General features: G+C 37.0%; 23 protein-coding genes. 14 read left to right on the top strand and 9 right to left on the bottom strand.

Annotated features, from left to right (window positions below; all coding sequences use genetic code 11):
- Position 1: 1 nt before the first annotated feature.
- The 5 genes from B5X51_RS06625 to B5X51_RS06605 are packed head-to-tail and all read left to right on the top strand — an operon-like array spanning position 2 to position 4889.
- Positions 2 to 1684 carry a DUF6909 family protein gene (locus B5X51_RS06625; RefSeq protein WP_079720188.1) on the top strand — a complete coding sequence of 561 codons (1683 nt, stop codon included), beginning with the start codon at positions 2 to 4 and terminating at the stop codon, positions 1682 to 1684.
- A gap of 3 nt (positions 1685 to 1687) precedes the next feature.
- The gene (gene rfbC, locus B5X51_RS06620) at positions 1688 to 2233 is read left to right on the top strand and encodes a dTDP-4-dehydrorhamnose 3,5-epimerase (protein WP_079720187.1); all 546 of its coding nucleotides are present in this window, start codon (positions 1688 to 1690) and stop codon (positions 2231 to 2233) included.
- On the top strand, positions 2230 to 3078 hold the full coding sequence (rfbD, locus tag B5X51_RS06615; RefSeq protein WP_079720186.1) for a dTDP-4-dehydrorhamnose reductase: 849 nt from the start codon (positions 2230 to 2232) through the stop codon (positions 3076 to 3078). The genes rfbC and rfbD overlap by 4 nt, the downstream gene beginning before the upstream one ends.
- Before the next feature lie 42 nt (positions 3079 to 3120).
- Positions 3121 to 4110, top strand: coding sequence for a UDP-glucuronic acid decarboxylase family protein (locus B5X51_RS06610; RefSeq protein ID WP_079720184.1), 990 nt, complete (start codon positions 3121 to 3123; stop codon positions 4108 to 4110).
- 8 nt (positions 4111 to 4118) lie between these two features.
- Complete coding sequence (locus B5X51_RS06605) at positions 4119 to 4889, top strand: glycosyltransferase family 2 protein (protein ID WP_079720182.1); 771 nt, start codon at positions 4119 to 4121, stop codon at positions 4887 to 4889.
- Positions 4890 to 5222: 333 nt separating this feature from the next.
- Here the strand turns inward: B5X51_RS06605 and B5X51_RS06600 are convergent, their stop codons facing one another.
- Positions 5223 to 6530 carry a phenylacetate--CoA ligase family protein gene (locus B5X51_RS06600; protein ID WP_079720741.1) on the bottom strand — a complete coding sequence of 436 codons (1308 nt, stop codon included), beginning with the start codon at positions 6528 to 6530 and terminating at the stop codon, positions 5223 to 5225.
- Positions 6531 to 6616: 86 nt separating this feature from the next.
- Here B5X51_RS06600 and purD point away from each other — a divergent pair, with 86 nt between their 5' ends.
- The gene (gene purD / locus B5X51_RS06595) at positions 6617 to 7891 is read left to right on the top strand and encodes a phosphoribosylamine--glycine ligase (protein ID WP_079720180.1); all 1275 of its coding nucleotides are present in this window, start codon (positions 6617 to 6619) and stop codon (positions 7889 to 7891) included.
- On the opposite strand, the gene B5X51_RS06590 is transcribed toward purD, so the two are convergent.
- Positions 7883 to 8116: a DUF6341 family protein gene (locus B5X51_RS06590; RefSeq protein WP_079720178.1), complete on the bottom strand. Its 234-nt coding sequence runs from the start codon at positions 8114 to 8116 to the stop codon at positions 7883 to 7885. The genes purD and B5X51_RS06590 overlap by 9 nt on opposite strands.
- 110 nt (positions 8117 to 8226) lie before the next feature.
- Between B5X51_RS06590 and B5X51_RS06585 the strand changes: the two genes are divergently transcribed.
- The 3 genes from B5X51_RS06585 (at position 8227) to B5X51_RS06570 (ending at position 11506) form a co-directional block, all read left to right on the top strand.
- Complete coding sequence (locus B5X51_RS06585; RefSeq protein ID WP_079720176.1) at positions 8227 to 9150, top strand: DUF6427 family protein; 924 nt, start codon at positions 8227 to 8229, stop codon at positions 9148 to 9150.
- A gap of 633 nt (positions 9151 to 9783) precedes the next feature.
- Positions 9784 to 10389 carry a DUF4254 domain-containing protein gene (locus B5X51_RS06575; RefSeq protein ID WP_079720172.1) on the top strand — a complete coding sequence of 202 codons (606 nt, stop codon included), beginning with the start codon at positions 9784 to 9786 and terminating at the stop codon, positions 10387 to 10389.
- A 19-nt stretch (positions 10390 to 10408) separates the two neighbouring features.
- A complete protein-coding gene (locus B5X51_RS06570; RefSeq protein WP_079720170.1) occupies positions 10409 to 11506 on the top strand; it encodes a glycosyltransferase family 9 protein in 1098 nt (365 codons plus the stop codon).
- 174 nt (positions 11507 to 11680) lie between these two features.
- On the opposite strand, the gene B5X51_RS06565 is transcribed toward B5X51_RS06570, so the two are convergent.
- From B5X51_RS06565 to B5X51_RS06545, 5 genes are all read right to left on the bottom strand, one after another.
- A complete protein-coding gene (locus B5X51_RS06565) occupies positions 11681 to 13837 on the bottom strand; it encodes a prolyl oligopeptidase family serine peptidase (protein ID WP_079720169.1) in 2157 nt (718 codons plus the stop codon).
- Positions 13838 to 13928: 91 nt separating this feature from the next.
- Positions 13929 to 14918 carry an aspartate-semialdehyde dehydrogenase gene (locus B5X51_RS06560; protein ID WP_079720167.1) on the bottom strand — a complete coding sequence of 330 codons (990 nt, stop codon included), beginning with the start codon at positions 14916 to 14918 and terminating at the stop codon, positions 13929 to 13931.
- 353 nt (positions 14919 to 15271) lie between these two features.
- Entirely contained in the window at positions 15272 to 15706 is a 435-nt protein-coding gene (gene mscL, locus B5X51_RS06555; protein WP_079720166.1) for a large conductance mechanosensitive channel protein MscL, read from the bottom strand.
- Positions 15707 to 15772: 66 nt separating this feature from the next.
- Positions 15773 to 16879: an alanine racemase gene (gene alr, locus B5X51_RS06550; protein WP_079720164.1), complete on the bottom strand. Its 1107-nt coding sequence runs from the start codon at positions 16877 to 16879 to the stop codon at positions 15773 to 15775.
- Positions 16872 to 17519 (bottom strand): thymidine kinase, encoded by a 648-nt coding sequence (locus B5X51_RS06545; RefSeq protein WP_079720163.1) that lies wholly within the window; start codon positions 17517 to 17519, stop codon positions 16872 to 16874. Before B5X51_RS06545 ends, alr begins: the two co-directional genes overlap by 8 nt.
- Positions 17520 to 17902: 383 nt before the next feature.
- Here B5X51_RS06545 and B5X51_RS06540 point away from each other — a divergent pair, with 383 nt between their 5' ends.
- The 3 genes from B5X51_RS06540 to B5X51_RS06530 are packed head-to-tail and all read left to right on the top strand — an operon-like array spanning position 17903 to position 19942.
- Positions 17903 to 18694: a hypothetical protein gene (locus B5X51_RS06540; RefSeq protein ID WP_079720161.1), complete on the top strand. Its 792-nt coding sequence runs from the start codon at positions 17903 to 17905 to the stop codon at positions 18692 to 18694.
- 10 nt (positions 18695 to 18704) lie between these two features.
- Positions 18705 to 19376 (top strand): 16S rRNA (cytidine(1402)-2'-O)-methyltransferase, encoded by a 672-nt coding sequence (gene rsmI, locus B5X51_RS06535; RefSeq protein WP_079720160.1) that lies wholly within the window; start codon positions 18705 to 18707, stop codon positions 19374 to 19376.
- Positions 19376 to 19942 (top strand): uracil-DNA glycosylase family protein, encoded by a 567-nt coding sequence (locus B5X51_RS06530; RefSeq protein WP_079720159.1) that lies wholly within the window; start codon positions 19376 to 19378, stop codon positions 19940 to 19942. The genes rsmI and B5X51_RS06530 overlap by 1 nt, the downstream gene beginning before the upstream one ends.
- On the opposite strand, the gene ade is transcribed toward B5X51_RS06530, so the two are convergent.
- Positions 19939 to 21570, bottom strand: coding sequence for an adenine deaminase (ade, locus tag B5X51_RS06525; RefSeq protein ID WP_079720158.1), 1632 nt, complete (start codon positions 21568 to 21570; stop codon positions 19939 to 19941). The two genes, B5X51_RS06530 and ade, sit on opposite strands and share 4 nt — an antisense overlap.
- Positions 21571 to 21703: 133 nt before the next feature.
- Here ade and recJ point away from each other — a divergent pair, with 133 nt between their 5' ends.
- On the top strand, positions 21704 to 23398 hold the full coding sequence (recJ, locus tag B5X51_RS06520; RefSeq protein ID WP_079720157.1) for a single-stranded-DNA-specific exonuclease RecJ: 1695 nt from the start codon (positions 21704 to 21706) through the stop codon (positions 23396 to 23398).
- Between the two features lie 148 nt (positions 23399 to 23546).
- Positions 23547 to 23900: a hypothetical protein gene (locus B5X51_RS06515; RefSeq protein ID WP_079720156.1), complete on the top strand. Its 354-nt coding sequence runs from the start codon at positions 23547 to 23549 to the stop codon at positions 23898 to 23900.
- On the opposite strand, the gene B5X51_RS06510 is transcribed toward B5X51_RS06515, so the two are convergent.
- On the bottom strand, positions 23897 to 24655 hold the full coding sequence (locus B5X51_RS06510) for a UDP-2,3-diacylglucosamine diphosphatase (RefSeq protein WP_079720155.1): 759 nt from the start codon (positions 24653 to 24655) through the stop codon (positions 23897 to 23899). The two genes, B5X51_RS06515 and B5X51_RS06510, sit on opposite strands and share 4 nt — an antisense overlap.
- Between the last annotated feature and the right edge of the window lie 82 nt (positions 24656 to 24737).

The raw sequence follows: 24737 nt of genomic DNA, 5'->3' as shown, positions 1-24737 counted from the left end.
AATGATAAATCTTAAATTACTGGGCCGTACCCGTGCTCAAGAAAGTACACACGCTATAGAACGTATGTATATAACCATGCGTCATCTTTTTAATCGTGGTTTTTATAAACCTATGGGGGTTTCCGGTGAAACTTTAAGGGAATCTTTACTTATTCTTCGTCCAGAAATCTATGGTTCTATTGCAGATGATAAAGCCGAATTAAGCGGATTGCTGTATGTGATAGATCGTCTACCAAAAGGAATTGAAGAATGTAGGTTTATAAACCTTACCAGTGATGAAGGTTATGGTAATTCACATTTTAAGCCCATTGTTCCGCCTAAACGTCGCCGTAACTGCTATAGGATAGACGATGAGCAAATGAATATTGAAATAACCCGTGGCCGTTCTGAGATTTATGATATTCTTACACACCTTACCTTTTTGTTTGTAGAATCTCATAAGATAATGCGTCGCGTAATTATAGATGAAGAGGGCAGCGTTACCAGGGATTGGCAAAAACTGGAAAGAGCTGTTTTGCAGGAAGAACCTTTAGACCAGGCACAACGCGAAATTGCTTTAACACATACCGCAAATATTCTAGGCCGAACTTTTTATGAGGTTCAGGATATCTACCCAAAATTCTCTCTACCGGGAAATACAGAGCGTTTCTTAAATATAATTTACTGGTTAGGAAAACTGGCAATTGCAGAGACGGTAAATAACGATAAAAGAATTATTACGTTTAGTCCTGTATTGCGTGAGCGTTTAGGGCATCATATTCACGGCGAAATTTGGGCCGATAATATTAAGCAGCACCTCATAAAAGAGAATTTAATGCATAGGCCATTGCACATTATTAGTGCAAATATGCATAGTGTAATGAACACGCTTTATACGCCTTCAGCTTTAAAAACTGAACTCAAAAAGAAAAAGCCGCTTGAAATTTATGAAGCCCTTAGCAATAGTGCAAACGGCGACTTGCGAAGTAAAGTCATGAAATCTGCTTTAGATAACGGAATGACCTTTATGGAAGATAAAAGCGGTACCAACATTGACGTGCAAATCTTTGATACCGCCAAATTAAACGGTAAATACGGCTCCTGGGATATTAAAACCGAAGAAGAGGCACCGGTTATTATTGTGATGGATTATGCTTTTGGTGAGCAAGCTTATGAAACTATGGATGAGCTGCTGAAACCCTATAACTTCGAAGGGAACGAAATTAAAATGAATGTAGAATCTATCTCTATTATGGGGAAAGCCGGGATTCTTGAAGGAGGAAAAGGAGATATTATGATTCCTTCTGCCCATTTATTTGAAGGAACTGCAGATAACTACCCTTTTAAAAATGAGCTTAGTCGTACAGATCTTGAAGAGAGTGATATAGCTGTAGTAGATGGCGCAATGATTACCGTTTTGGGAACTTCGCTTCAAAACCGCGATATTCTTAAATTTTTCCATGATTCTACCTGGAATGTAAGTGGGCTGGAGATGGAAGGTGCGCATTACCAAAAAGCCATCCAGGCGGCTTCAAAATTACGAGGCAGCATCAGCAGTGAAGTAAAGGTAAGATATGCTTATTACGCCTCAGATAACCCACTAGAGACCGGTAGTACATTAGCTTCTGGTGGTTTAGGAACCACAGGTGTAAAACCTACTTATTTAATTACTGAAAAGATCCTGGAGCAAATTTTTAAATCTTAATTTATGAAAGTTGAAGAATCGCCATTAAAAGACTGCTTTATCATAAAACCCAATATTTTTAAGGATAAACGCGGACTTTTTTTGGAGAGCTATCATAAGAAAAAGTTTATTGAGTTAACTGGGATTGAGAAAGAGTTTGTTCAGGATAATCAATCTATTTCCAAAAAAGGGGTTTTGCGTGGATTGCATTACCAAACCGGGGAATTTGCTCAAACCAAACTGGTGCGCGCTATTTATGGAAAAGTATTGGACGTGGTGGTAGACTTAAGACCAGAATCACCCACTTTTAAACAGAGTTTTAAAATTATTCTTGACCACGAAAATTTATACCAACTCTATATTCCTAAAGGATTTGGTCATGGTTTTGTAACGCTTTCTGAAACTTCAGTTTTTGCTTATAAATGCGATGAATATTATTATCCGGGTTCTGAAGCCGGGATTATTTATAACGATCCAGACTTGGCGATAGACTGGGAATTTCCAGAGGAAGAAATGATTATTTCAGATAAAGATTTAAAACAACCACTTTTAAAAGAGGCATTTAAATGAAAAATGTTCTTGTTACCGGTGCAAATGGGCAATTAGGAGCTTGTTTTAAAAAGATTTCCGGAGATTATGCTGAATTCAATTTCATTTTTAAATCTTCTTCGGAAGCAGATATTACCGATAAATCTAAATTGGAAAAACTATTTTCTAAAGTGAATTTCGATTGGGTAATTAACTGTGCGGCATATACCAATGTTGAAAAAGCCGAATCTGAAAAAGAAAAAGCTTTTAAAATTAATGCCGAAGCTGCTAAAAACCTTGCTGAGGTTTGTAATGAATTTGGCGCAAAATTAATTCACTTCTCTACCGACTATGTTTTTGACGGCAAAACTGAAAAACCTTATCAAGAAACCGATAGCACCAATTCTATTAATGTTTATGGAGCTTCAAAATTAAAAGGGGAACAATTAATTGCTGAGGTTTTAGAAGAGCATTTTATATTAAGAACTTCCTGGTTGTATTCAGAATTTGGGCACAATTTTTATAAAACCATACTTAGAAAAATAAGAGAGAAAGCCGAACTGAATATCACAACTTCCCAAACAGGAACACCAACCAACGCTAACGATCTGGCTGAACTTGTTTTGGAAATTATCGTGTCAGAAAATAAAGATTTCGGTTTATATCATTTCAGCAATTTGGGAGAAGCAACCTGGTATGATTTTGCAAAGGCAATTTTAGAAATTACAGGAAATTCAGCAGACATAGTTTTAAATAAGAGCAATAATTTTAAGACCATAGCCGCAAGACCTGAATATAGTGTGTTGGATAAAACCAAACTTCAACAGCAATTTTCAAAACCGGTTCTTAACTGGAAAGTGAGTCTCGAAAAACTGATAAGCGCTTAATTCTGCTAGAATTTCATTAATTTCAAAACTAAATCTAATCAAATGGGAAAAAGAATACTTATAACCGGGGCGGCAGGCTTTTTAGGCTCACATTTATGCGATAGGTTTATTAAAGAAGGTTATGATGTTATTGGCATGGACAATCTTATTACCGGAGATCTTAAAAATATTGAGCATCTTTTTAAGCTGGATAATTTTGAATTTTTCCATCACGATATTACCAAATTTGTTCACGTTCCCGGCGAGTTAGATTATATTTTGCACTTTGCTTCTCCTGCCAGCCCAATAGATTATTTAAAGATCCCAATTCAAACCTTAAAAGTTGGTTCGGTTGGGACTTTGCATTGCCTTGGTTTAGCCAAAGAGAAAAACGCAAGAATTCTTATTGCTTCAACTTCTGAAGTTTATGGAGACCCGCAAGTTCATCCACAAAGCGAAGAATATTATGGAAATGTAAATACCATTGGGCCGCGTGGGGTGTATGATGAGGCCAAGCGTTTCCAGGAGTCTATCACCATGGCTTATCATCGTTTCCACGGTTTGGAGACCAGGATAGCCAGGATTTTTAATACTTACGGTCCTAGAATGCGTTTAAACGATGGCCGCGTAATTCCGGCGTTTATTGGGCAGGCGCTTCGTGGTGAAGACCTCACTATTTTTGGTGATGGTTTACAAACGCGCTCTTTTTGCTATGTAGACGATCAAATTGAAGGGATTTATAGGTTGTTGCTAAGTGATTATTCCGATCCTGTGAATATTGGAAATCCAGATGAAATTACTATTAAAGATTTTGCTGAGGAAATCCTGAAACTTACCGGAACCAACCAGGAAATCGTTTATAAAGAACTCCCGGAAGACGACCCCCTTAAAAGACAACCCGATATTACTAGGGCGAAGGAGATTTTAGCCTGGGAGCCAAAAGTTTCCAGAACTGAAGGAATGAAAATAACTTATAATTATTTTAAAAGCCTAAGTGCGGAAGAACTGGAAAAAAGTGAGCACAAAGATTTTTCAGGGCATATAAGACGTTAAATCTAATTATGGAAAATTCTTTGGTTTCAGTAATTATGCCCGCTTTTAATGCGGAAAATTTTATTGAAATCGCCGTGGAATCGGTTATTTCTCAAACTTATTCCAATTGGGAATTATTCATAATTGATGATGCTTCTACAGATGCTACTTTTTCTAAAGCTGAAAAACTGGCAAAGCAAGACTCCCGAATTAAAATACTTCAAAATCAAAAGAATTCAGGTACTGGTGTAAGTAGAAATAAAGGCATTAAAGCTGCGCAGGGCGATTTTATAGCCTTTTTGGATGCAGATGACCAATGGAAGCCAAAAAAGCTGCAAATCCAGCTTCAAACAATGCAGGAGCAGGATGTTTCTGTTTGTTTCTCCAGCTATTTACAAATAGACGAAAGCGGAACTTCCCGAAATGAAATAATTGAAGCGCTACCAACTTTAACCTATCAAAAACTGCTGAAATCAAATTACCTCGGCAACCTAACCGGAATTTACAGCGTGAAAAAATTAGGGAAAATTTATGCTCCCCAAATTAGGAAAAGACAGGATTGGGCGTTTTGGCTGGAAGCCGTTAAGAAAGGAGGGCCGGCGATTGGGATTCAACAATGTTTGGCAAAATACCGGGTGAGAAAAGGATCTATTTCCAGAAATAAACTTGAACTGCTGAAATACAATTTCAATATCTACTATAAAATTTTGGGGTTTAGTTTTATTAAAAGTATTGGCTATATGCTGATATTTTTAAAGGAACATTTTTTGGTGAAAAAGAAGCAGGTGAAGAAGATTTAAAAATATACGTCATTTTACCCCGAAAGCTTTCGGGAGTATATCAGAGGCTACTCACAAATTTATTCGAAGATCTAATTTCCAGGAATATTTTTCAGCATTTTTTACTTTATAATCTTGATTTACGTTATTTGAAAATATCTTAAAAGCTCCTCCCCCTTATTTTCAAGGGGAGGTGGCCGGAGGCCGGAGGGGTTTGTTTTTGACGAATTTTTGTGTTCTTAATTTGTTGGATTCTTAACCACCCCTTTCTTCAGCTACGCTGAATTCATTCCCTCCTTAGAAGATATGGAGTCATTTTTTAGAAAAATATTTGTGAATTTGTGGCGATAAAAACTACAAATCGGAAGTAAATTGTTTCAACTTTCCGCTTTTATTACGCTTAAGCGTATTTTTTCTTTCAAAATCTACCTTAAGGTTTTTTCCTACATAGGTCTCAATAGCCTGTAATATTTTTTGTTGCTGATTTTTAGTAAAATCGTCTTTACTTACATATTCAATTTTAAAAGAATCGGGTGCATTTTGGTTAACAATAAATTCTTTAATGCTACCTGTATCTTCAATAATGCTTTTGGTTACATAATAAAACGTAAGTCCGGGTACAACTTTTCCATCTGGGAGTTTAGCGATATCATTAGTTCGACCAATTAGCTTTTCTAAAATTGGTTTTTTGGCAGTGCTTTTGTTAGAAAGTATACCGCTATCACCAATATCGTAACGAATAATAGGATGGGCTTTGTTGTAGAGCGAAGTGATCACGATACGTCCTTCGGTTCCATAAGGGACCGCTTCATTATTTTGATCAAGGATTTCAACAAAAAGATCTTCAGAGTTAATAATCCATTCATTTTTGAGATTTTCAAAAGCAATAAGTCCCACTTCACTAGCGCCATATTCGTTTACTATAGGAACACCAAACACGGCTTGCATTAATTCTCTATCCTTTTTAAATAAGCGTTCAGAAGTAACGATACAAAGTTTTAGGTTTGGGCAAATTTCTTTTAAAACAAGGTTCTTACCATACAGAAATTTAGCAAAAAGCAATACAGCACTGGTGTAACCATTAATATAGCTAAAGTTTGATTTCTGAAACCGCTTCAAAAATTTTTCCATTTTTTCTTCGCTAAGATCAAAAATGGGAAACCTACGCCTTAAACTAATTCGGTCTTTAATTCGTTCCTGTATGTTTCCGTAGAAATCTAATGGAATCCCGTAAAACCTTGCCTGTAAAGATTTGTTGAGATCAATATCATACCATTGGTACCTATCCTGGAATCCTGCCCAACTTAAGGCGTGTGTAAATTTATCTTTTGCAAAAATAAAGGGCGTACCACTACTCCCAGAGGTTTTGCCAATATATGCTGTAGACTTTGTAAAACCTTCACTAAGTCGGTTTTTTAAGCTTTGCTGTAAATCGGTTTTCGTCATTACCGGCACTTCGCTCCAGGTTGAAAAATGAGGTTTTTCGAATAAATTCCTATAAAACGGATTGTTTTTAAGTTGATATTCAACAATTTCCTTTTGTTTTCCTAAAAGGTAAGTTTCGTAGTGATCTTCCGGGATTTTTTGTATTTGTTCCAGTGCTTTTTGGGCCCGATTTATAGGGAATTTATTAAGCTGTAGGGAAAGTTTAAACCAGTCCAAGGGCAAAAAATCTTTTTTATCAAAAATAATTGGTGCTTCAATTTACAAACAATTATTTTTGATGCCATAACTAAAATCACTTCAGGATGAAAATATTAATTCTTGGCGCAGGCGGGCGCGAACATACTTTTGCTTATAAATTGGCCCAGAGCCCAAATTGTTCTCAACTTTTTGTAGCTCCCGGTAACGCCGGAACCGCTGAAATAGCTAAGAATATTGATCTTAAAGTGACCGATTTTGGAGCAATTAAAGCCTTTGTGTTAAAAGAAAAAATTGAGATGCTGGTAGTAGGTCCTGAAGACCCACTAGTTGAAGGAATTACCGACTTTTTTACCGAAGATGAGGCTTTAAGCAAGGTTAAAGTTATTGGCCCGTCAAAACGTGGAGCGCTTTTAGAAGGTAGTAAAGAACGCGCCAAAGAATTTATGGCGATGCATAAAATTCCTACTGCGGCTTATGAGAGTTTTACCGAAGCAAGCCTGGATGCTGGGAAAAATTTTCTGGAAACTCTAAAACCACCTTATGTTTTAAAAGCTGATGGATTAGCAGGGGGGAAGGGAGTTTTGATTTTAAATGATCTTGAAGAAGCTAAACAGGAACTTGAAAATATGCTGGCCGAAAAGAAATTTGGTGCTGCAAGTGCAAAAGTGGTGATTGAAGAGTTTTTAGATGGTATTGAATTAAGCGTTTTTGTACTTACCGACGGCAAAAACTATAAAATTATGCCAACCGCCAAAGACTACAAAAGAATTGGTGAGGGAGATACCGGTTTAAACACCGGTGGAATGGGCGCAATTTCTCCTGTTCCTTTTGTTGATGATGAATTGATGCAAAAAATTGAAGAACGTATTGTAAAACCTACAGTTAACGGGCTTCAGAAGGAAAATATTGATTATAAAGGATTTATTTTTATAGGACTTATAAAAGTGGATAATGAACCCTACGTAATAGAATATAATGTACGTATGGGCGATCCCGAAACAGAGGTTGTGCTTCCACGTATAACATCAGATCTAGTTGAGGTTTTTGATAAGCTATCCGAAGGAAAATTAAACGAAGCTACTTTAGAAGTGGATGAACGTACGGCTACAACGGTTATGTTGGTCTCTGGAGGATATCCTGAAGCTTATGAGAAGTCTAAAGAAATTACCGGTTTTGATAAGGTTGAGGATTCAATTGTATTTCACGCAGGAACCAAAAATGAAGCGGGTAAGATTGTAACTAGTGGTGGCCGTGTGATTGCTGTGACTTCTTTTGGAAAAGATTACAAAGAGGCACTAAAAAAATCTTATCAAAATGTAGAGAAACTACATTTTGATAAGATGTATTATAGAAAAGATCTTGGATTTGATTTATCCTAAAAATGAGTGTGCTGTTGGATCGCGATCATCATCATTGATTTCGTTATAATGCTTAAGTTGCTTCATCCAATAAACAAGTGCAACCATTCCAATAAGGATGAAAATAAAATTTAAGGCATTCGCAGCCCACCAGGAATCTAGTTCCAGGGATCTAAAAAAGTCAAAAGGAATAAATAATATTTCCTCAAACAAATAAGCGATCCCTTCAAATATATCTTTTAACATTTTTAATAAATTTAAGTTCAATTTATTGCAAAGCTATATTAAAATGTCTTTGAAGACGTTCAATAACTAACTTTGTTGGATTTAAGAGTACAAAAATATAAAAAACCACAATGCTAACAAGCTTTTTTGGTAAATCAAAACCTGTAAACGGTGTAGCGATCACTATTTTTTTGATCATATTTTTTACTATCGCCAATTTTAAGGAGTGGTTTTTAGAATTTGAGTTCTTTAATTTCTTAGAGAAGCTTGTAGTTTTATCATGTCTTATTTTAAGTGTTTTTATACTTAATTTTATTGCCAAAAAGAACGAGCTTACCCGGCGTAGTGCATATAAGATCTTATTTTTTGTAATATTTTCAGTTTCCTTCTTTAGTCTTTTAAGGAACCACCAGGCCATTTTTGCAAATTTGTGTGTATTATTCGCATTGAGAAGGGTGATTAGCTTGCAAACCAAAAAGGTTGCCCAGAGAAAAATTTTTGATGCTACTTTTTGGATATGCATCGCTTCCCTTTTCTATTTCTGGGCTATTTTGTTTTTGTTAGTAGTTTATGCCGGGATTTTATATTATTTACCAAAACCTAAAAACTGGCTAATTCCACCAATTGCTGCCCTGGCGGTGGCCTTACTAACTCAAAGTTTTCACATTATTGCTTACGATCAATTTTATACATTAGGAGAGTGGTTTCAGTGGAATTATTTTGATTATTCAAATTATCAGCAACCAAAAATTCTTATTCCTCTAAGTATAATTTTAGCCCTTACACTTTGGACATTAGTAAAGTTTTTTTCTGTAGTTAATAAAGCAAGCGTATCCATAAAACCTTCATTAAACCTGGTTTTGCTCAGTTTATTAACTGCAATAGCAGTAGCAGTTTTTGCGCCTACCAAAGATGGAAGTGAACTTATTTTCTTTTTCGTGCCGCTTAGTATTATCGCCTCCATTTATTTTGATCAAAAAAACGATAAAGTTTTCAGGGAAGTTTTACTCGCATTGCTAATCTTAATGCCATTGTGTATCCCCTGGATTTTTTAAATGAATTTATAGGCACGGGAAAAGAATTAGAAAAATACTTTTTATAGGAATATGGCTGGGCTCTAGGTGAGAATAGTTTCTGGGAGAGGCTTTCTTCTTTTATTAAATACAGGTGGGGATCGCTTAAATAAAATCATTGCATTTGTAATGTTTTTTTAACAGGATAAAAGAATTAAAATTACAACCGGCAGCATTTGAATTGACCACTGATTTCCACAAAGTATTTGAAGAAAATGTTAATCAACTAATTAAAGAAAGTCAAGGTGATATCCTATATTTGGGCTTGCCATACAATGCAAAATAATATGGTATCATTAACCATATTTTAAGTACCATTACAAATATGATACTTTTGCATCTAATGGTAAAATCGGCTTCGTGATTATTAGCGTTCTAAATATTGCAGCAGGGGAGCGTTTGAAAAATATTTTGGTAATTTGGTAGAAAATACCAGGTTTAGGTATATATTTTTCAGCTATAATAACGGGGGTTTAACTCCTTTAGAAGAAATAAAAAAAGTGATGATTCGGTTTGGAAATTACGACTTGCTTACTAGAAGTTATAAGCAGTTTGAAGCTGATAAAACCGAATTCTTACGACAAAATATCTACACATTTTAGAAAAAAATAATTTATGTTTTCAGATAAAGCAAATAAGATCTTTCAGGAAGTAATAGAGAAATATCACGAAAAGGATACGGTAGAGCAGCCGTTTGAAAATCCTTATCATAGCGAAAATCAACTCATTGATCATTTGTTGTATAGAAAGTGTTGGATAGACACTGTACAATGGCATTATGAGGATATTATTCGGGATAAACATATAGACCCGGTAGACGCCCTGACCTTAAAACGCCAGATAGATGCTTCTAATCAGGATCGTACCGACATGGTGGAATATATTGATAGCTATTTTCTGGAAAAATTTAAGGAAGTTCAACCAAACGACGATGCAACAATTAATTCTGAAAGTCCGGCCTGGGCAATAGATAGATTATCTATTCTGGCTTTAAAGATCTATCATATGCACGAGGAGGCCAACCGGGAAGACGCCTCGCAAGAGCACCAGATGAAGTGTAAAGCTAAGCTGGATGTGTTGCTTGAACAGCGTGTAGACCTTTCTACAGCAATAAATCAGTTACTGGAAGATATTGCTGGCGGAAAAAAATATATGAAGGTGTACAGGCAAATGAAGATGTACAATGATGATGAACTGAACCCTGTTTTAAGAAAAAAATAGCGCTTTAAAATTATTTAAAATGAAGAAGCCTTCTCCCGTTATAAAAAAGACTTCCTCCCCATTGGGGGTGATGCAAGAGGCAGAGGAGACTTCGCATATTTTGGTAATTCGCTTATCGGCTATGGGTGATGTGGCAATGACGGTGCCTGTTTTGCGGGTATTAACGGCCACCTATCCTCATCTAAAAATCACGATTTTAACCCGGGGGTTCTTTAAACCCATGTTTAAAGGAATTCCCGGGGTTTCGGTTTATAAAGCCGATATTAAAGGAGTTCATAGTGGCGTACTTGGACTTGGTCGGCTGGCGAAGGAACTAAGGGATGCAGGAATTGATAAAGTAGCCGATCTTCACAACGTTTTACGCAGTAATGTGTTAAAATCTGTGTTTTATATGTTTGGAGTTCCGGTAAAGCAAATTGAAAAGGGCCGGAATGAAAAGAAAGCCCTTACCCGGGAAAACAATAAGGTTTTTAAACAATTAAAGCCAACAATACAGCGCTATGCCGATGTGTTTGAAGCTTTAGGATATCCTTTAGACCTTAGCACACATCAATTTCCTAAGAAAGCAAAGTTTTCAGAAAAAATAAGGGATCTTGTAGGAAAAGAACCTAAAAAATGGCTGGGAATTGCCCCTTTTGCACAACATAATTCTAAAGCTTATCCGGCAGATTTAATGGAAGAGGTTTTAGGGGAATTAAGCGATAATCTGAAAATTAAAGTTTTGCTTTTTGGTGGCGGAAAAAAAGAAACAGCGCAATTGGAATCCTGGGCAAAAAAATTTAAAAATACACTTAGCATTGCAGGGAAACTGACTTTAGCCGAAGAACTAGCACTTATCGCAAATCTTGATGCTATGCTCTCTATGGATAGTGGAAATGGCCATATGGCTGCAATGTTTGGAACCCCGGTAATTACACTTTGGGGTGTGACACATCCTTATGCCGGTTTTGCGCCTTTTAATCAGCCAGAAAATAACAGTTTACTTCCTGATCTTAATCAATATCCAAAAATACCAACTTCTGTTTACGGAAATAAATATCCTGAAGCTTATGAAAATGCCATTCGCAGCATTCCTCCTAAAAGTGTTTTAAAGAAAATTGATGAGGTTTTGTTTTAGGATTAACCAAATCTTACTTAAAGCTAGGAGTTAAAAAAGTTCCTATCACGTCATCCTGAATTTATTTCAGGATCTAAGTATGGTTCAAAAACCTTTTTTAGTTATTCCAATTTATATAAAAAAACCTCACAGGTTTCTAAAACCTGTGAGGTTTAAACTTAGGATTAGAGTGTCTTATCCTTTTACTTCTTCTTTAGTTTTATTCGGAAGTACATCAAAGCCCATATTATAAAGGGTAAACCCAAATATATCGGCATATTCTTCAATAATCATTTTTGTAGGTTTCCCTGCTCCATGACCGGCTTTGGTTTCAATTCTTATTAAAGTTGGATTATCACCGGTTTGCTTTTCCTGCAATTCGGCAGCAAATTTAAACGAGTGCGCAGGTACCACACGGTCGTCATGATCTCCGGTAGTTACTAAAGTAGCAGGGTATTCTGTTCCTTCTTCAATATTATGTACTGGGGAATAATTGTAAAGGTACTCAAACATCTCTTTGCTATCCTGTGAAGTTCCATAATCGTAAGCCCAGCCTGCACCGGCAGTAAAAGTATGGTAGCGTAACATATCCATTACGCCAACAGCCGGTAAAGCCACTTTCATAAGGTCTGGACGCTGGGTCATTGTTGCTCCAACTAAAAGTCCGCCATTAGAACCACCACGAATGGCCAGATAATCGCTAGAAGTATAGTTCTCTTCAATAAGGTATTCTGCAGCAGCAATAAAGTCGTCAAAAACATTTTGTTTTTTAAGTTTTATACCGGCATCGTGCCACTCTTTACCATATTCACCACCACCTCGAAGGTTTGGCACGGCATAAACTCCGCCTTGTTCCATCCAAATTGCATTTGCAGTGCTAAAAGAAGGAGTTAAACTAACATTGAACCCTCCATAACCATAAAGCATAGTTGGATTCTTACCGTTAAGCTCAAGGCCTTTTTTGTGGGTGATAATCATAGGAACCTTTGTTCCATCTTTTGAGGTGTAAAAAACCTGTTTGCTTTCGTAATCTTCGGGGTTGAATTTTATATTTGGTTTATTATAAACCTCAGAAGTTCCTTCTTCAATATTGTACTTATAAATGGTACCCGGAGTCACATAATTAGTAAAAGAATAATACAATTCTTCATTTTCTTTTTTAGTTCCGAATCCGCCGGCAGACCCAATTCCAGGAAGTTCTACTTCACGAACCAGTTCGCCATCATAATCATATTGTTTTACCTCAGAAACCGCATCTACCATATATTCGGCAAAGAAATAGCCACCTCCGGTAGAAGGGCTCAATACGTTTTCGGTTTCAGGAATAAAATCTTCCCAGTTTTCAGGAGAAGGATTTGCAGCATCTACAGTCACGACTTTACGATTAGGTGCTTCTAAATTAGTAACGATAAACAATTTGCTGCCTTCGTTTTCTATAACATAAGTATCAGAATCTTCGTGATCTAAAACAGTGACTAATTCTGAGTTAGTTTTAGAAAGATCTTTCATAAATAGCTTTCCTCCCGAAGTTGAATTCCTGGCGGAAATAAATAAAAACCGGTCATCTTCTGAAACGCTCCCACCAACATAACGGTGCTTTTGAGCTTCAGTATCTCCAAAAATCACTTTGTCTTCACTTTGTGGAGTTCCCAGTTTATGATAAAATAATCTATGCTGATCTGTTTTTGCCGAAAGTTCACTGCCTTCAGGCTTTTCGTAGCTAGAATAGTAAAAACCTTCATTGCCTTTCCAGGAAATCCCGCTAAATTTTACATTTTGAAGGGTGTCTTCTACCCGTTCTTTATTTTCGGCATCTATAATAATTACTTTCCTCCAGTCACTTCCTCCTTCAGAAATAGAATATGCTGCTTTGCTGCCATCTTTAGAGAAACTTAAGCCGGCCAGGGAAGTAGTACCGTCTTCACTGAATTTATTAGGATCCAGAAAGACTTCTGTTTCACCATCTTCACCTTTTTTTCTATAAACAACATATTGATTTTGAAGTCCGTCATTCTTATAAAAATAAGTATAATCGCCTTCTTTAAAAGGAGCGCTTATTTTTTCGTAATTCCATATTTCAGAAAGTCTTTCTTCGAGCTCTTTTTTATACGGAATACTGTTTAGATAATCGAAAGTAACCTCGTTTTGGGCTTTTACCCATTCCCCGGTTTCTTCACTGCGATCGTCTTCCAGCCAGCGGTAGGGGTCTTTTACTTCGGTTCCAAAATAATCGGTTACCGTATCTACTTTTTTGGTTTCAGGATAATTCAAACTGATTTCTTTTTCTGATTTAGAATCGTTGCAGGAAGCCAGGACGGCAAGAGCAAAAATTCCGGAGAATGTTTTTTTCATAAATTGTGTTTTGATACAAACAGTTAGTATTAAAAAATGCCTGTAAGTTACAATTTTACAGGCATTAGTTAATTTATAGGTTTGATCGTGTTTACACCAATTTATTTTCAATAAGGTATTCAGCAATTTGTACGGTGTTGGTAGCGGCGCCTTTTCTAAGGTTATCGGCTACCACCCACATATTTAAACTTTTAGGTTGTGAATAGTCCCTGCGGATTCTCCCCACAAAAACATCATCTTTTCCTTCAGCATAAATAGGCATTGGGTAAGTATTGGTATCTGGATTGTCCTGTACAGTTACACCTGGAAACTGACTTAAAATTTTTCTTACATCAGCTTCATCAAATTCATTCTCAAATTCAATATTCACAGATTCTGAATGTCCGCCCACTACAGGAATCCTAATCGCGGTGGCGCTCACCAAAACTGAATCATCTCCCAAAATCTTTTTAGTTTCTTTGGTCAATTTCATCTCTTCTTTGGTGTACCCATTTTCCTGGAACACATCACAATGCGGTAATGCATTCTTATGAATAGGATAAGGATAGGCCATTTCCCCTTTTTCGTCTTTGTATTCATTTTCCAATTGCTCCACCGCTTTTACTCCGGTACCGGTAATAGACTGGTAAGTAGAAACGATAACCCTTTTTATTTTAAAAGCATCGTGTAGCGGTTTTAATGCCATTAATAACTGGATGGTAGAACAGTTAGGATTGGCAATGATCTTGTCTTCTTTTGTTAGTTCTGAAGCATTAATTTCAGGAATCACCAGTTTTTTAGTTTCATCCATTCTCCAGGCCGAAGAATTATCTACCACGGTTGTCCCGTTTTCGGCAAATTTTGGAGCCCATTCTAAAGAAGTTTCACCACCTGCAGAAAATAAAGCGATATCCGGTTTATTATCTACCGCTGTCTGAAGCCCAATAACTTCATAGTCTTTTCCTTTAAAATTGATCTTTTTCCCTACAGAACGTTCTGAAGCTACCAGGTATAAATCAGTAATTGGGAAATCCCTTTCGGCTAATACTTTTAACATTATCTCGCCTACCATTCCGGTAGCACCTACCACTGCTATTCTCATAATTTTAAACTTTTGTCTTTTTCCGCGTAGGCGGAAAACTATTGATTTTTGTTATTCCCGTGAAGACGGGAATCTATTAATTTTTCTTTTGTCATTTCCGCATTTCGATTAAGCTCAGCATAAACTCTGACGGAAATCTTATTGGTTTAATACATTTTCTTAAAACAAGCCGCAAATTTATTATCCTTAGCTTAACTTACATAGTTTCAGCCTTTAAAATTGAAAAGAATTATTGTTTTTAAACTAATTTATGTTTTTCGTTAAAAAAAGACCCCGCAGTTTCCTGTGGGGTTTAATTAAATTACGATTTATTTAAAATGAGCAGCATAGCGGTGCTCGTATCTTCAAAAAATTTAAGTCGTACTATTTTGTTTTTTTAACTCATCCCTAATTTGGGTAAGCAAATCTTCTTGTGTTGGCCCTTTTGGCTCCACCAATTTTGGAGCTTCTTTTTCCTTTTTAGTCTTTTCGTAAGCACGTAGTACCAAAAATATAAAAAAGGCAACGATTACAAAATGAATAATGGTGTCTATTAAATTTCCATAGGTAATAACAGCAGCTTCAGCTTCTCTTGCTGCTTCAAGATTTTGATAAGAAGCACCGTCTAAGGAGATGAATTTTTGAGAAAAATCTGTTCCGCCGGTAATTAAACCAATAATAGGCATAATAACATCGGCTACTACAGAAGCAATAATTTTATTAAAAGCGGCGCCTATTACCACTGCTGTTGCAAGGGCTATAATATCGCCCTTGAGCATAAACTTTTTAAAATCTTTGAAAAAACTCATGATAATTCTGATTGGTTAGTAGATAACCAAATTACACAATAATTGCTTATAAAAAGCTTCAATTATTTATTGTATAATCACACGTTTTACTCTTTGTGAAATTCCGGTAATAAGCTCATAAGAAACGGTACCTCCCTTAGCCGATAGTTCACTAACATGCTGAGGGCCGCCAAAGATTATTACTTCGTCACCTTCTTCACAATTAATACCTGTCACGTTTACCATGATACTGTCCATACAAACAGTGCCTACAATAGGGGCATATTGTCCATTTATAAAAACTCCTGCTTTTTCGTGACCGTAAATACGTTTTATACCATCGGCATGGCCAACAGGTAGTGTAGCTGTTTTTGTAGTTGTTTCAGCTTTGAAAGCCCTGCCATAACCTACCGTATCACCTTTTTCTAAATTTTGGATTTGAGAAATAATAGTTTTAAAAGTACCAACAGGTTTAAGTTTTTTGTTGAGATTGTCATCATTTGCAAAGCCATAAAGCCCCAGGCCGCTTCTAACCATGGAAAAACTGGCTGAAGGATAATTAAAAATCGCTGAAGTATTACATGAGTGTAAAAGTGGTTCATAACCAATATCCTCTATAAGACTGCCCGCCAGGTCTTTGAATTTATAAATTTGAGAAAGTGTAAATTCCCGTTCTTTCCAATCTTCGCTGGCTGCTAAATGGGTAAAGGCTGAGACTACTTTAATTGATTTTGTCTTCTTTAAATTCTTCGGAATTTGATGATAATTGGCTTCAGTAAAACCAAGTCGGTTCATGCCTGTATTAAATTTTATATGAACCGGGTAATCCTCTAGGTTTTGCTTTTCAGCGAGATCTATAAAAAGCTGAAGCGTTCTTGCGCTATATAAATTAGGCTCCAGGCAATGTTTAATTATTTCAGGATAATTTACAGGTTGTGGATTTAATATTAAAATAGGTCTACTAATTCCCGCTTTTCTAAGGCGAATCCCTTCTTCTGTATAAGCAACCGCAAAATAATCTGTACCCAGTTCTTCTAATTTATGCGCTATCCCTGCAGCATCATTTCCGTAGGCATAAGCTTTAATAACCGACATGAATTTAACGCCCGGTTTTAGCTGCGATTTTATAGTTTTAAAATTATGAGCTAAGGCGTTAAGGTCTATTTCCAGAACGGTTTCTTCGGCTTTAGGCATTCTTTTTCTTTAGGTTAGCTTGTAATTCTTCGGCATCATTCACATCTAATTTCTTTACCCTTTCCCTAAGCATAGCTTTATAATAAGCACCACGGCTTAAAGGTTCGTATTCTTCGTTTTCACCAAGAAAAACCAGATCGTCATTAATCGCTTTTCTATAACTAAATTGTGCCAGGTTTCCGGTGCGGGTGCAAACCGCGTGTACTTTGGTCACATATTCTGCTGTAGCCATAAGATAGGGCATAGGGCCAAAAGGATTTCCTTTAAAATCCATATCCAATCCCGCTACAATTACCCGAATTCCTCTATTTGCGAGATCATTGCAAACCGTTACAATTTCATCATCAAAAAATTGGGCTTCGTCTATTCCTACCACATCACAACCATCGGCAAGAATCCTGATATTGGAAGCTGAAGGGACGGGAGTAGATCTAATTTCATTAGAATCATGTGAAACCACCATCTCCTCGTCATAGCGCGTGTCTATGGCGGGTTTAAAGATTTCTACGGTTTGTTTGGCGAACTGGGCTCTTTTTAAACGGCGAATTAGTTCTTCGGTCTTGCCAGAGAACATACTGCCGCAAATAACTTCAATCCAGCCAAATTGCTCTTCGTGATTTACTGTATTTTCGAGAAACATTTTGTAATTTTCAAATCGAAATGGGAACTTGCCCATTTTGATAAAGGTGGAACAAATTTATTAAAAATACAAGCCATTGCCGGTTGCTAACCGCTAAAGTTATTAAACCCAATTAAGCAAGATTGGTGTAGGTTTACAAGTTAAAATGAAAAAATTCCTATTGTAACACCAGCAGTGGCGCTTTTAAATCTCACTTAGTGAGTAAGGCACTTTTTTTGTAAGTGTTACATTGAAACTTGAGAAAGATTTTAAATAAAAAGTGGGTTCATAAATATTACTGAAAAATGAAACCAGCATGATGCTGAACGAAAAAAGGGCAACACATAGGGGTATGGTTATAAGCCTGTGATGAATTTCCAAATTGGGATCAAAAATATAAACACATGAAAAACAGACTTAAAGAAGAATTAGTAAAACTTGCTGAAGAAATAATTTCTGAAAAAGAAAATCTAGATACCAAAGCGCTTAAATTAAAAGCGGCAACCTTATATGAGCAACTTTCTATATTGAATTTTACCGAAAAAAATCTTGAGGCATTTGAAGCTCCTGAAGCCACACTAACGCCTAAGATAGAGAAGAAAGTTGAGCCAATAGCACCGGTGCAACACGAACGCGATGATTATGCTCCCGATGGAACTGAATATCGCGAAGATGCTGATGCAATTACCGAACCCAATACCGAAAAAATAAAAGATATCGTAGCACAAATGCCTGCGGAATCTGAACGGGTAGATGAGCTTATAGAACAGGCAAATCCTAAACCACAGGCACCGCCGGCACAGCAATCGCTTCAAATGGAAGAAGAGCCATCAAAGCCAAAAACCGAAGCTCTCAAAAATGATTTTAGAAATATTGGGGTAGATTATGATAATTTGCCGGATTTTGAACCCTTGAATAATCGTCAAAAAGACCAAAGACCAAAGTCTGTAAACGACAGGTTGAAGAAAGGAATTAATATTGGGCTTAACGAACGGCTTTCATTCATAAAAAATCTTTTCGACGGAAATGCTTCAGACTATAACCGTGTACTTTCCCAGTTAAATACTTTTAGTTCTTTAGATGAAGCTCAAAAATTCATTCAATTGGTGGTGAAACCAGATTATAATCACTGGGAGGGAAAAGAGGATTACGAAGAGCGATTTATGGCCAAAATAGAGAACAAATTCAATAATTAAATTCGCTTTAATGGGAAAATTATTCCTGGTCCCTACACCAATAGGAAATTTGGACGATATGACTTTTAGGGCGGTAAAAGTGCTAAAAGAAGTAGATACAATTCTTGCCGAAGATACACGTAATAGTGGGAAACTCTTAAAGCATTTTGACATTGGTACGCATATGCAAAGTCACCATATGCATAATGAACATAAAACGGTAGATCACATTGTTGAGAGGATTAAAAGCGGCGAAAATATAGCGCTGATAAGTGATGCGGGAACACCCGCAATTTCAGATCCCGGGTTTTTATTAACACGAGCCTGTGTTGAAGCAGGCATAGAAGTAGATTGCCTTCCAGGCGCTACAGCTTTTGTTCCGGCGCTGGTAAACAGTGGATTTCCAAATGATAAATTTATTTTTGAAGGTTTTTTACCGGTAAAAAAAGGGCGACAAACCCGCTTGAATTTACTTGCCGAAGAAACCCGAACAATGATTTTCTACGAATCACCCCATAAATTACTGAAAACCTTAAAACATTTTTCAGAGTATTTTGGCGAAGACAGGCCGGTTTCGGTTTCCCGGGAAATTACCAAACTTCACGAAGAAACAATTCGCGGTACGGCAGCTGAGGTTCTTCAGCATTACACAAATAAACCGCCTAAAGGTGAAATTGTAATTGTGGTAAAAGGAAAAGCTTGATGCAGCAAGTGCTAAATGAAGCCAGGGCCTGCAAATTTTGTGAAAAGCATCTGCCGCTTGGTGCAAAGCCTATTGTAGAAGCCACTAAAAAATCTAAAATTGTTTTAATAAGTCAGGCGCCGGGAAGAATAGTCCACGAATCGGGAATTGCCTGGAATGATCAAAGCGGAAAAAAGCTTAGGGAATGGTTAGGAGTAGACGAAACTACTTTTTACAATACCAATAATTTCGCGATTCTTCCTATGGGATTTTGTTATCCCGGAAAAGCCAAAACCGGTGATGCACCACCTCGTAAAGAATGTGCACCCATGTGGCACGATACTATTCTTTCAGAATTAAAGAATGTTGAACTCACAATTCTTATTGGAGCTTACGCAGCAAATTATTACCTGCCCGGAAAATTAAATCTTACCGAAAAAGTAAGTTCTTACCAGGATTTTTTACCTGATTATTGGTGTTTACCGCATCCCTCACCGGTGAACCGTTTTTGGCGAAGCAAAAATCCCTGGTTCGAAGAGGAGGTGGTACCCAAATTACAAACCAGGATTCATAAAATTATTGGTTAGTTTTTATCTACCAAATCAACAAAATCAAACTTTTTCCCGCTGAACAAACCTTTATCTGAAAGTTTTAGATCGGGAATTACTAAGAGCGCCATAAAAGAAAGCGTCATAAAAGGAGCTTTTAAAGTGCTGCCCAAATCTTTGGCCATTTTGTCTATTTCCTGATATATTTTCCCGGTTTCCCAACCATCTTTATCGCTTATAATTCCGGCAATTGGTAGTGGAAGCACTTTTTGATCATTCCCATTCACACTACAAATTCCGCCTTTATGTGTGATGATGAGGTTTACCGCGTTGCAAATTTCTTCATCTGATGTTCCAACAGCGATAATATTATGGGAATCGTGTGCTACCGAGCTGGCAATCGCTCCTTTTTTTAGGCCGAAATTCTTTATAAATGCGACTGCAGGAGCTTTGTCCTCATACCGGTTAACAACTGTGATTTTTAAAATATCATTTTCAATATCAGAAATTAGTTCCCCGTCCTTTTCTAAAGCTTTCTGCTGAATTTCATTAGTAATAAGTTCTCCATCCAGCGCTTCAATAACTTTAATGATATTACCGGCTGCTTTTATTTTAAAATCTTCCGGCTTTTTGTAAGAAGTATTAAAATTATTCGGCTTTTCAAATGGCAAAGATTTGATGTAAGATTTACCATTTTCAGCAACCAGTTCTCCATTGATATAAGTTTGTAAAACTTCAAAATTGGTAAGATCCTTAACTAGGATAAAATCTGCGGGATCGCCTACTTTTAATTGTCCAACTTCTAAATTATAATGATTTATAGGATTAATACAAGCTACTTGCAGCACCTTAAACACATCTATGCCTTTAGCTACGGCTCTTGCGCAAAGCTGGTTAATATGACCTAAAATCAGATCGTCTGGATGTTTATCGTCTGAGCAAAACATTATATTTTTATAATGTTCCGGCAGCAGATCTATAAGTGCTTCAAAATTTTTAGCGGCGCTACCTTCCCTTATAAGTATCTTCATACCCAGGCCAAGCTTTTCCCTGGCTTCTTCAGCCGTATAACATTCATGGTCTGTAGAAATACCGGCTTCAGCATATTTTCTAGCGTCTTCCCCTCGTAATCCGGGTGCATGGCCATCGGTAGGTTTATCAAAATGTTTGGCCCAGGCAATTTTCTTCAAGACTTCTTCATCTTTATAAATTACGCCGGGATAATTCATCATTTCCGCGAGATATTTTATTTCAGGCAGCGCTAATAGGTCTTTAATATCTTCAGCATCAATAACCGCTCCCGAAGTTTCAAAATTAGTAGCCGGCACACAGGAAGGTGCACCGAAATTAAATTTCAACGGACTTTTCTTCCCGTTTTCAATCATAAACTTAACGCCTTCTTTCCCTAAAACATTGGCAATCTCGTGCGGGTCTGAAACTGTGACTACTGTACCGTGAATTGTTGCCAGTCTTGCAAATTCAGTTGGTACCAACATAGAACTTTCAATGTGTATATGCGCATCGATAAACCCGGGAAGCAAAAAGTTTTTTACATCGTGCTGCTTTTCTTCAATCTTTACAATTTTCTCGTTTTCGATGCTGATTTCCGCAGGAAAAATCTTTTTGTTTTTAATATCTACGAACTGTCCTTGTATAATTTTGCTCATATTTTATCTATAAATCCTAAAGCGTGAAATTAGGCAATATTATTAATTGCTGAAAAATTTCCATTAATCGGTTTTAGTGAAAACCCGCTTATTGGGATTGAAATACTATACGTATTTTTGAAAAAAACTTACGATGCGCTGGACTTTAAAACCTAAACCCGATTCTTTAGTTGTTAATAAACTTGCCGAAGAATTAGGGGTTGAAACGCCTGTGGCGACACTTTTAGCGCAGCGCGGAATAATGACTTTTGAAGCTGCAAAAAAGTTTTTCAGGCCCAGTCTGGAAGAGCTGCACGATCCCTACCTTATGAAAGATATGGATGTGGCTGTAAACCGAATTCAGCAGGCAATCGCTTCCGAAGAAAACATTATGGTTTATGGCGATTATGATGTAGACGGAACTACCAGTGTAGCCTTGATGTCTTCTTACTTGAAAACCCTTGCCCCAAATATCGCCACCTATATTCCCGATAGGTATACTGAAGGTTACGGCATTTCTTACCAGGGAATTGATTTTGCAGCAGATAACGAGATCTCATTGATTATTGCCCTGGATTGTGGAATAAAAGCCATTGATAAAGTAGCTTACGCAGCTGAAAAAGGAATAGATTTTATTATTTGTGATCACCACCGGCCGGGAGAAACTATTCCGGAAGCCGTTGCGGTTCTCGATCCCAAGCGCGAAGATTGTGAATATCCATATAAAGAACTTTGCGGCTGCGGGGTAGGTTTTAAATTGATACAGGCTATAAACACTAAAAGAGGAGGAGCTTCCGAAGTTTTACTGCCTTATCTTGATCTTGTTGCTACCGCCATTGGAGCCGATATAGTTCCTATTACCGGGGAGAACAGAATTCTGGCCTATCACGGTTTAAATGTGATCAATGTGGCACCTAGAATGGGTTTTAAAGCAATTCTGGCGCAGGTTAAAAAGGAAAAGCTCACGATAACTGATGTGGTTTTTATTATTGCGCCTCGTATAAATGCAGCCGGAAGAATGAAGCACGGCTTGCACGCGGTGAATTTACTTACCGAAGAAGACGAAGCGACCGCTATGGAATTCGCTGGTGAAATTGAGAGTTTTAACGCTGAAAGAAAAACTACCGATAAAGCGATTACGATTGAAGCCCTGGCGCAAATTGAAGAACTACAGGAGCAGGAACGCTATAGTACCGTGGTTTATCACGAAGACTGGCATAAAGGCGTGATTGGAATTGTGGCATCTCGCCTAACCGAAACCTATTATCGCCCTACGCTGGTTTTCACAAAAAGCGGTGAGAAACTAGCAGCTTCAGCTCGCTCGGTGAAGGGTTTTGATGTGTATAATGCTTTGGAAGCCTGTAAGGAACATATTGAACAATTTGGCGGACATAAATATGCGGCAGGATTGACCTTAGAGGCCTCTGAATATGAGAATTTTAAAGCGAAGTTCGAGTCGGTGGTTTCTGAAACGATAGATAGGCGATTGCTAACTCCAGAAATATCAGTAGATGCTGAAATTGATCTGGATGAAATCACGCCCAAATTCTTTAGAATTCTAAAGCAATTTGCTCCTTTTGGCCCGGGAAATATGAGTCCGGTTTTTATGACACAAAACCTTACCGATACCGGTTATGGGAAATGTGTGGGTGCAGATGAAGCACATCTTAAATGCAAGGTTGTACAGCAAGGAAAATCGGGCATGTTTGATATGATTGGTTTTGGACTGGGAGAGAAATTCGAAACAATTTCAGAAAAGAAAACTTTTAAAGCGGTGTATTCTTTAGATGAAAATGAATGGAACGGGAATGTTTCTATTCAGTTAAAATTAAAAGATATCAGCGAATAAATCATTTCTATTTAGATTCATTTTAAATAATAATTTTATATTTGGTTAACCTATTGCGTAGCAAGGGCACGAGCTATAAAATTATGTTGAAATTTCGAGGTAAGCTTCGGAGTATTTAAATCTCGATTATCGAGTAAATTATTTTAAAATGGATGATGTAGCTGTAATTTATCACAACAAATTGGGAATTGCTTTTCGTTGGAAAAATAACTTACCAAATGCTGATTCTGCCAGGATACAAGTGGTTTTTAAGGGTATGGGGTTCTACTTATTACCTGAAGAAATTCAGCATTTTTCCGGTAATATAAAAGCAGCTAAATATTATAATTGTGGTAATTGTAGCAGTGAAAAATCCTGTAGGAATATTCTATTAAGATCTCCACTTGAAAAAATGGATTTTGTGGTAAGTGCCATAGAGCTGGAGCAAATTTCCGATTTAATAGAGGGAACTTTATTTAAACTAAACCTTGAAGATTATGTAAATGGTTGCGGAAGAAATTAAAATTCTAATTTTTGTAAACTTGTTTCTTCCCCATCAAAAACTGCATAGGTGTAAAAATCTATCCAATCGCCGGTATTGATATAGGTCGATTTTCCGTTTAAATCTATTTCCAGGGGTAAATGCCTATGGCCAAAAAGAAAGTAATCGTAATGCTTTTCTACTAATTTTCTACGGCAATATTGAATAAGCCATTCTTTTTCTTCCCCTAAAAATTCCTGTTCTTCCTTTCCTGAAATCGCTTTGTTTTTTACCGAAAAATACTGAGCCAGCGGAATGCCTAAATCGGGATGTAACCATCGGTAAAGCCATTTTGAAAACGGATTGGTAAATACCTTTTTCATGCGCTTATAGCCGTGATCTCCCGGTCCCAGTCCGTCACCGTGGCCAACAAGAAAGGTTTTATTGTTAAATGTAAACTCCTTCGGTTTATGAAATACCGGGATATTAAGTTCGTCTTCAAAATAACTTTCCATCCACAAATCGTGATTCCCGACAAAAAAATAAACTGGGATTCCGCTGTCTTTAATCTCTGCCAGTTTTCCTAAAACCCGTACAAAACCTTTAGGTACAGCGTGCTTATACTCAAACCAAAAGTCAAAAAGATCGCCGAGCAGAAAAATAGCAGCGGCATCTTCTTTAATTTCATCAAGCCATTTTACAAATCTCATTTCCCTTGGCCTGCTTTCTTCTTGAGTAGGTGCACCAAGGTGATTATCGCTGGAGAAATAAACTTTTTTGCCTTCGGGAATAGTCATTTATGATAATTCTAAGCTGTAAATATAAATATTTTGATATTAGACCTCACAGGTTTTCAAAACCTGTGAGGTCTACGTGTTT

The organism is Salegentibacter holothuriorum (assembly GCF_900168045.1).
Classification (GTDB): domain Bacteria; phylum Bacteroidota; class Bacteroidia; order Flavobacteriales; family Flavobacteriaceae; genus Salegentibacter; species Salegentibacter holothuriorum.
This window is presented reverse-complemented; position numbering and strand designations above follow the sequence as displayed.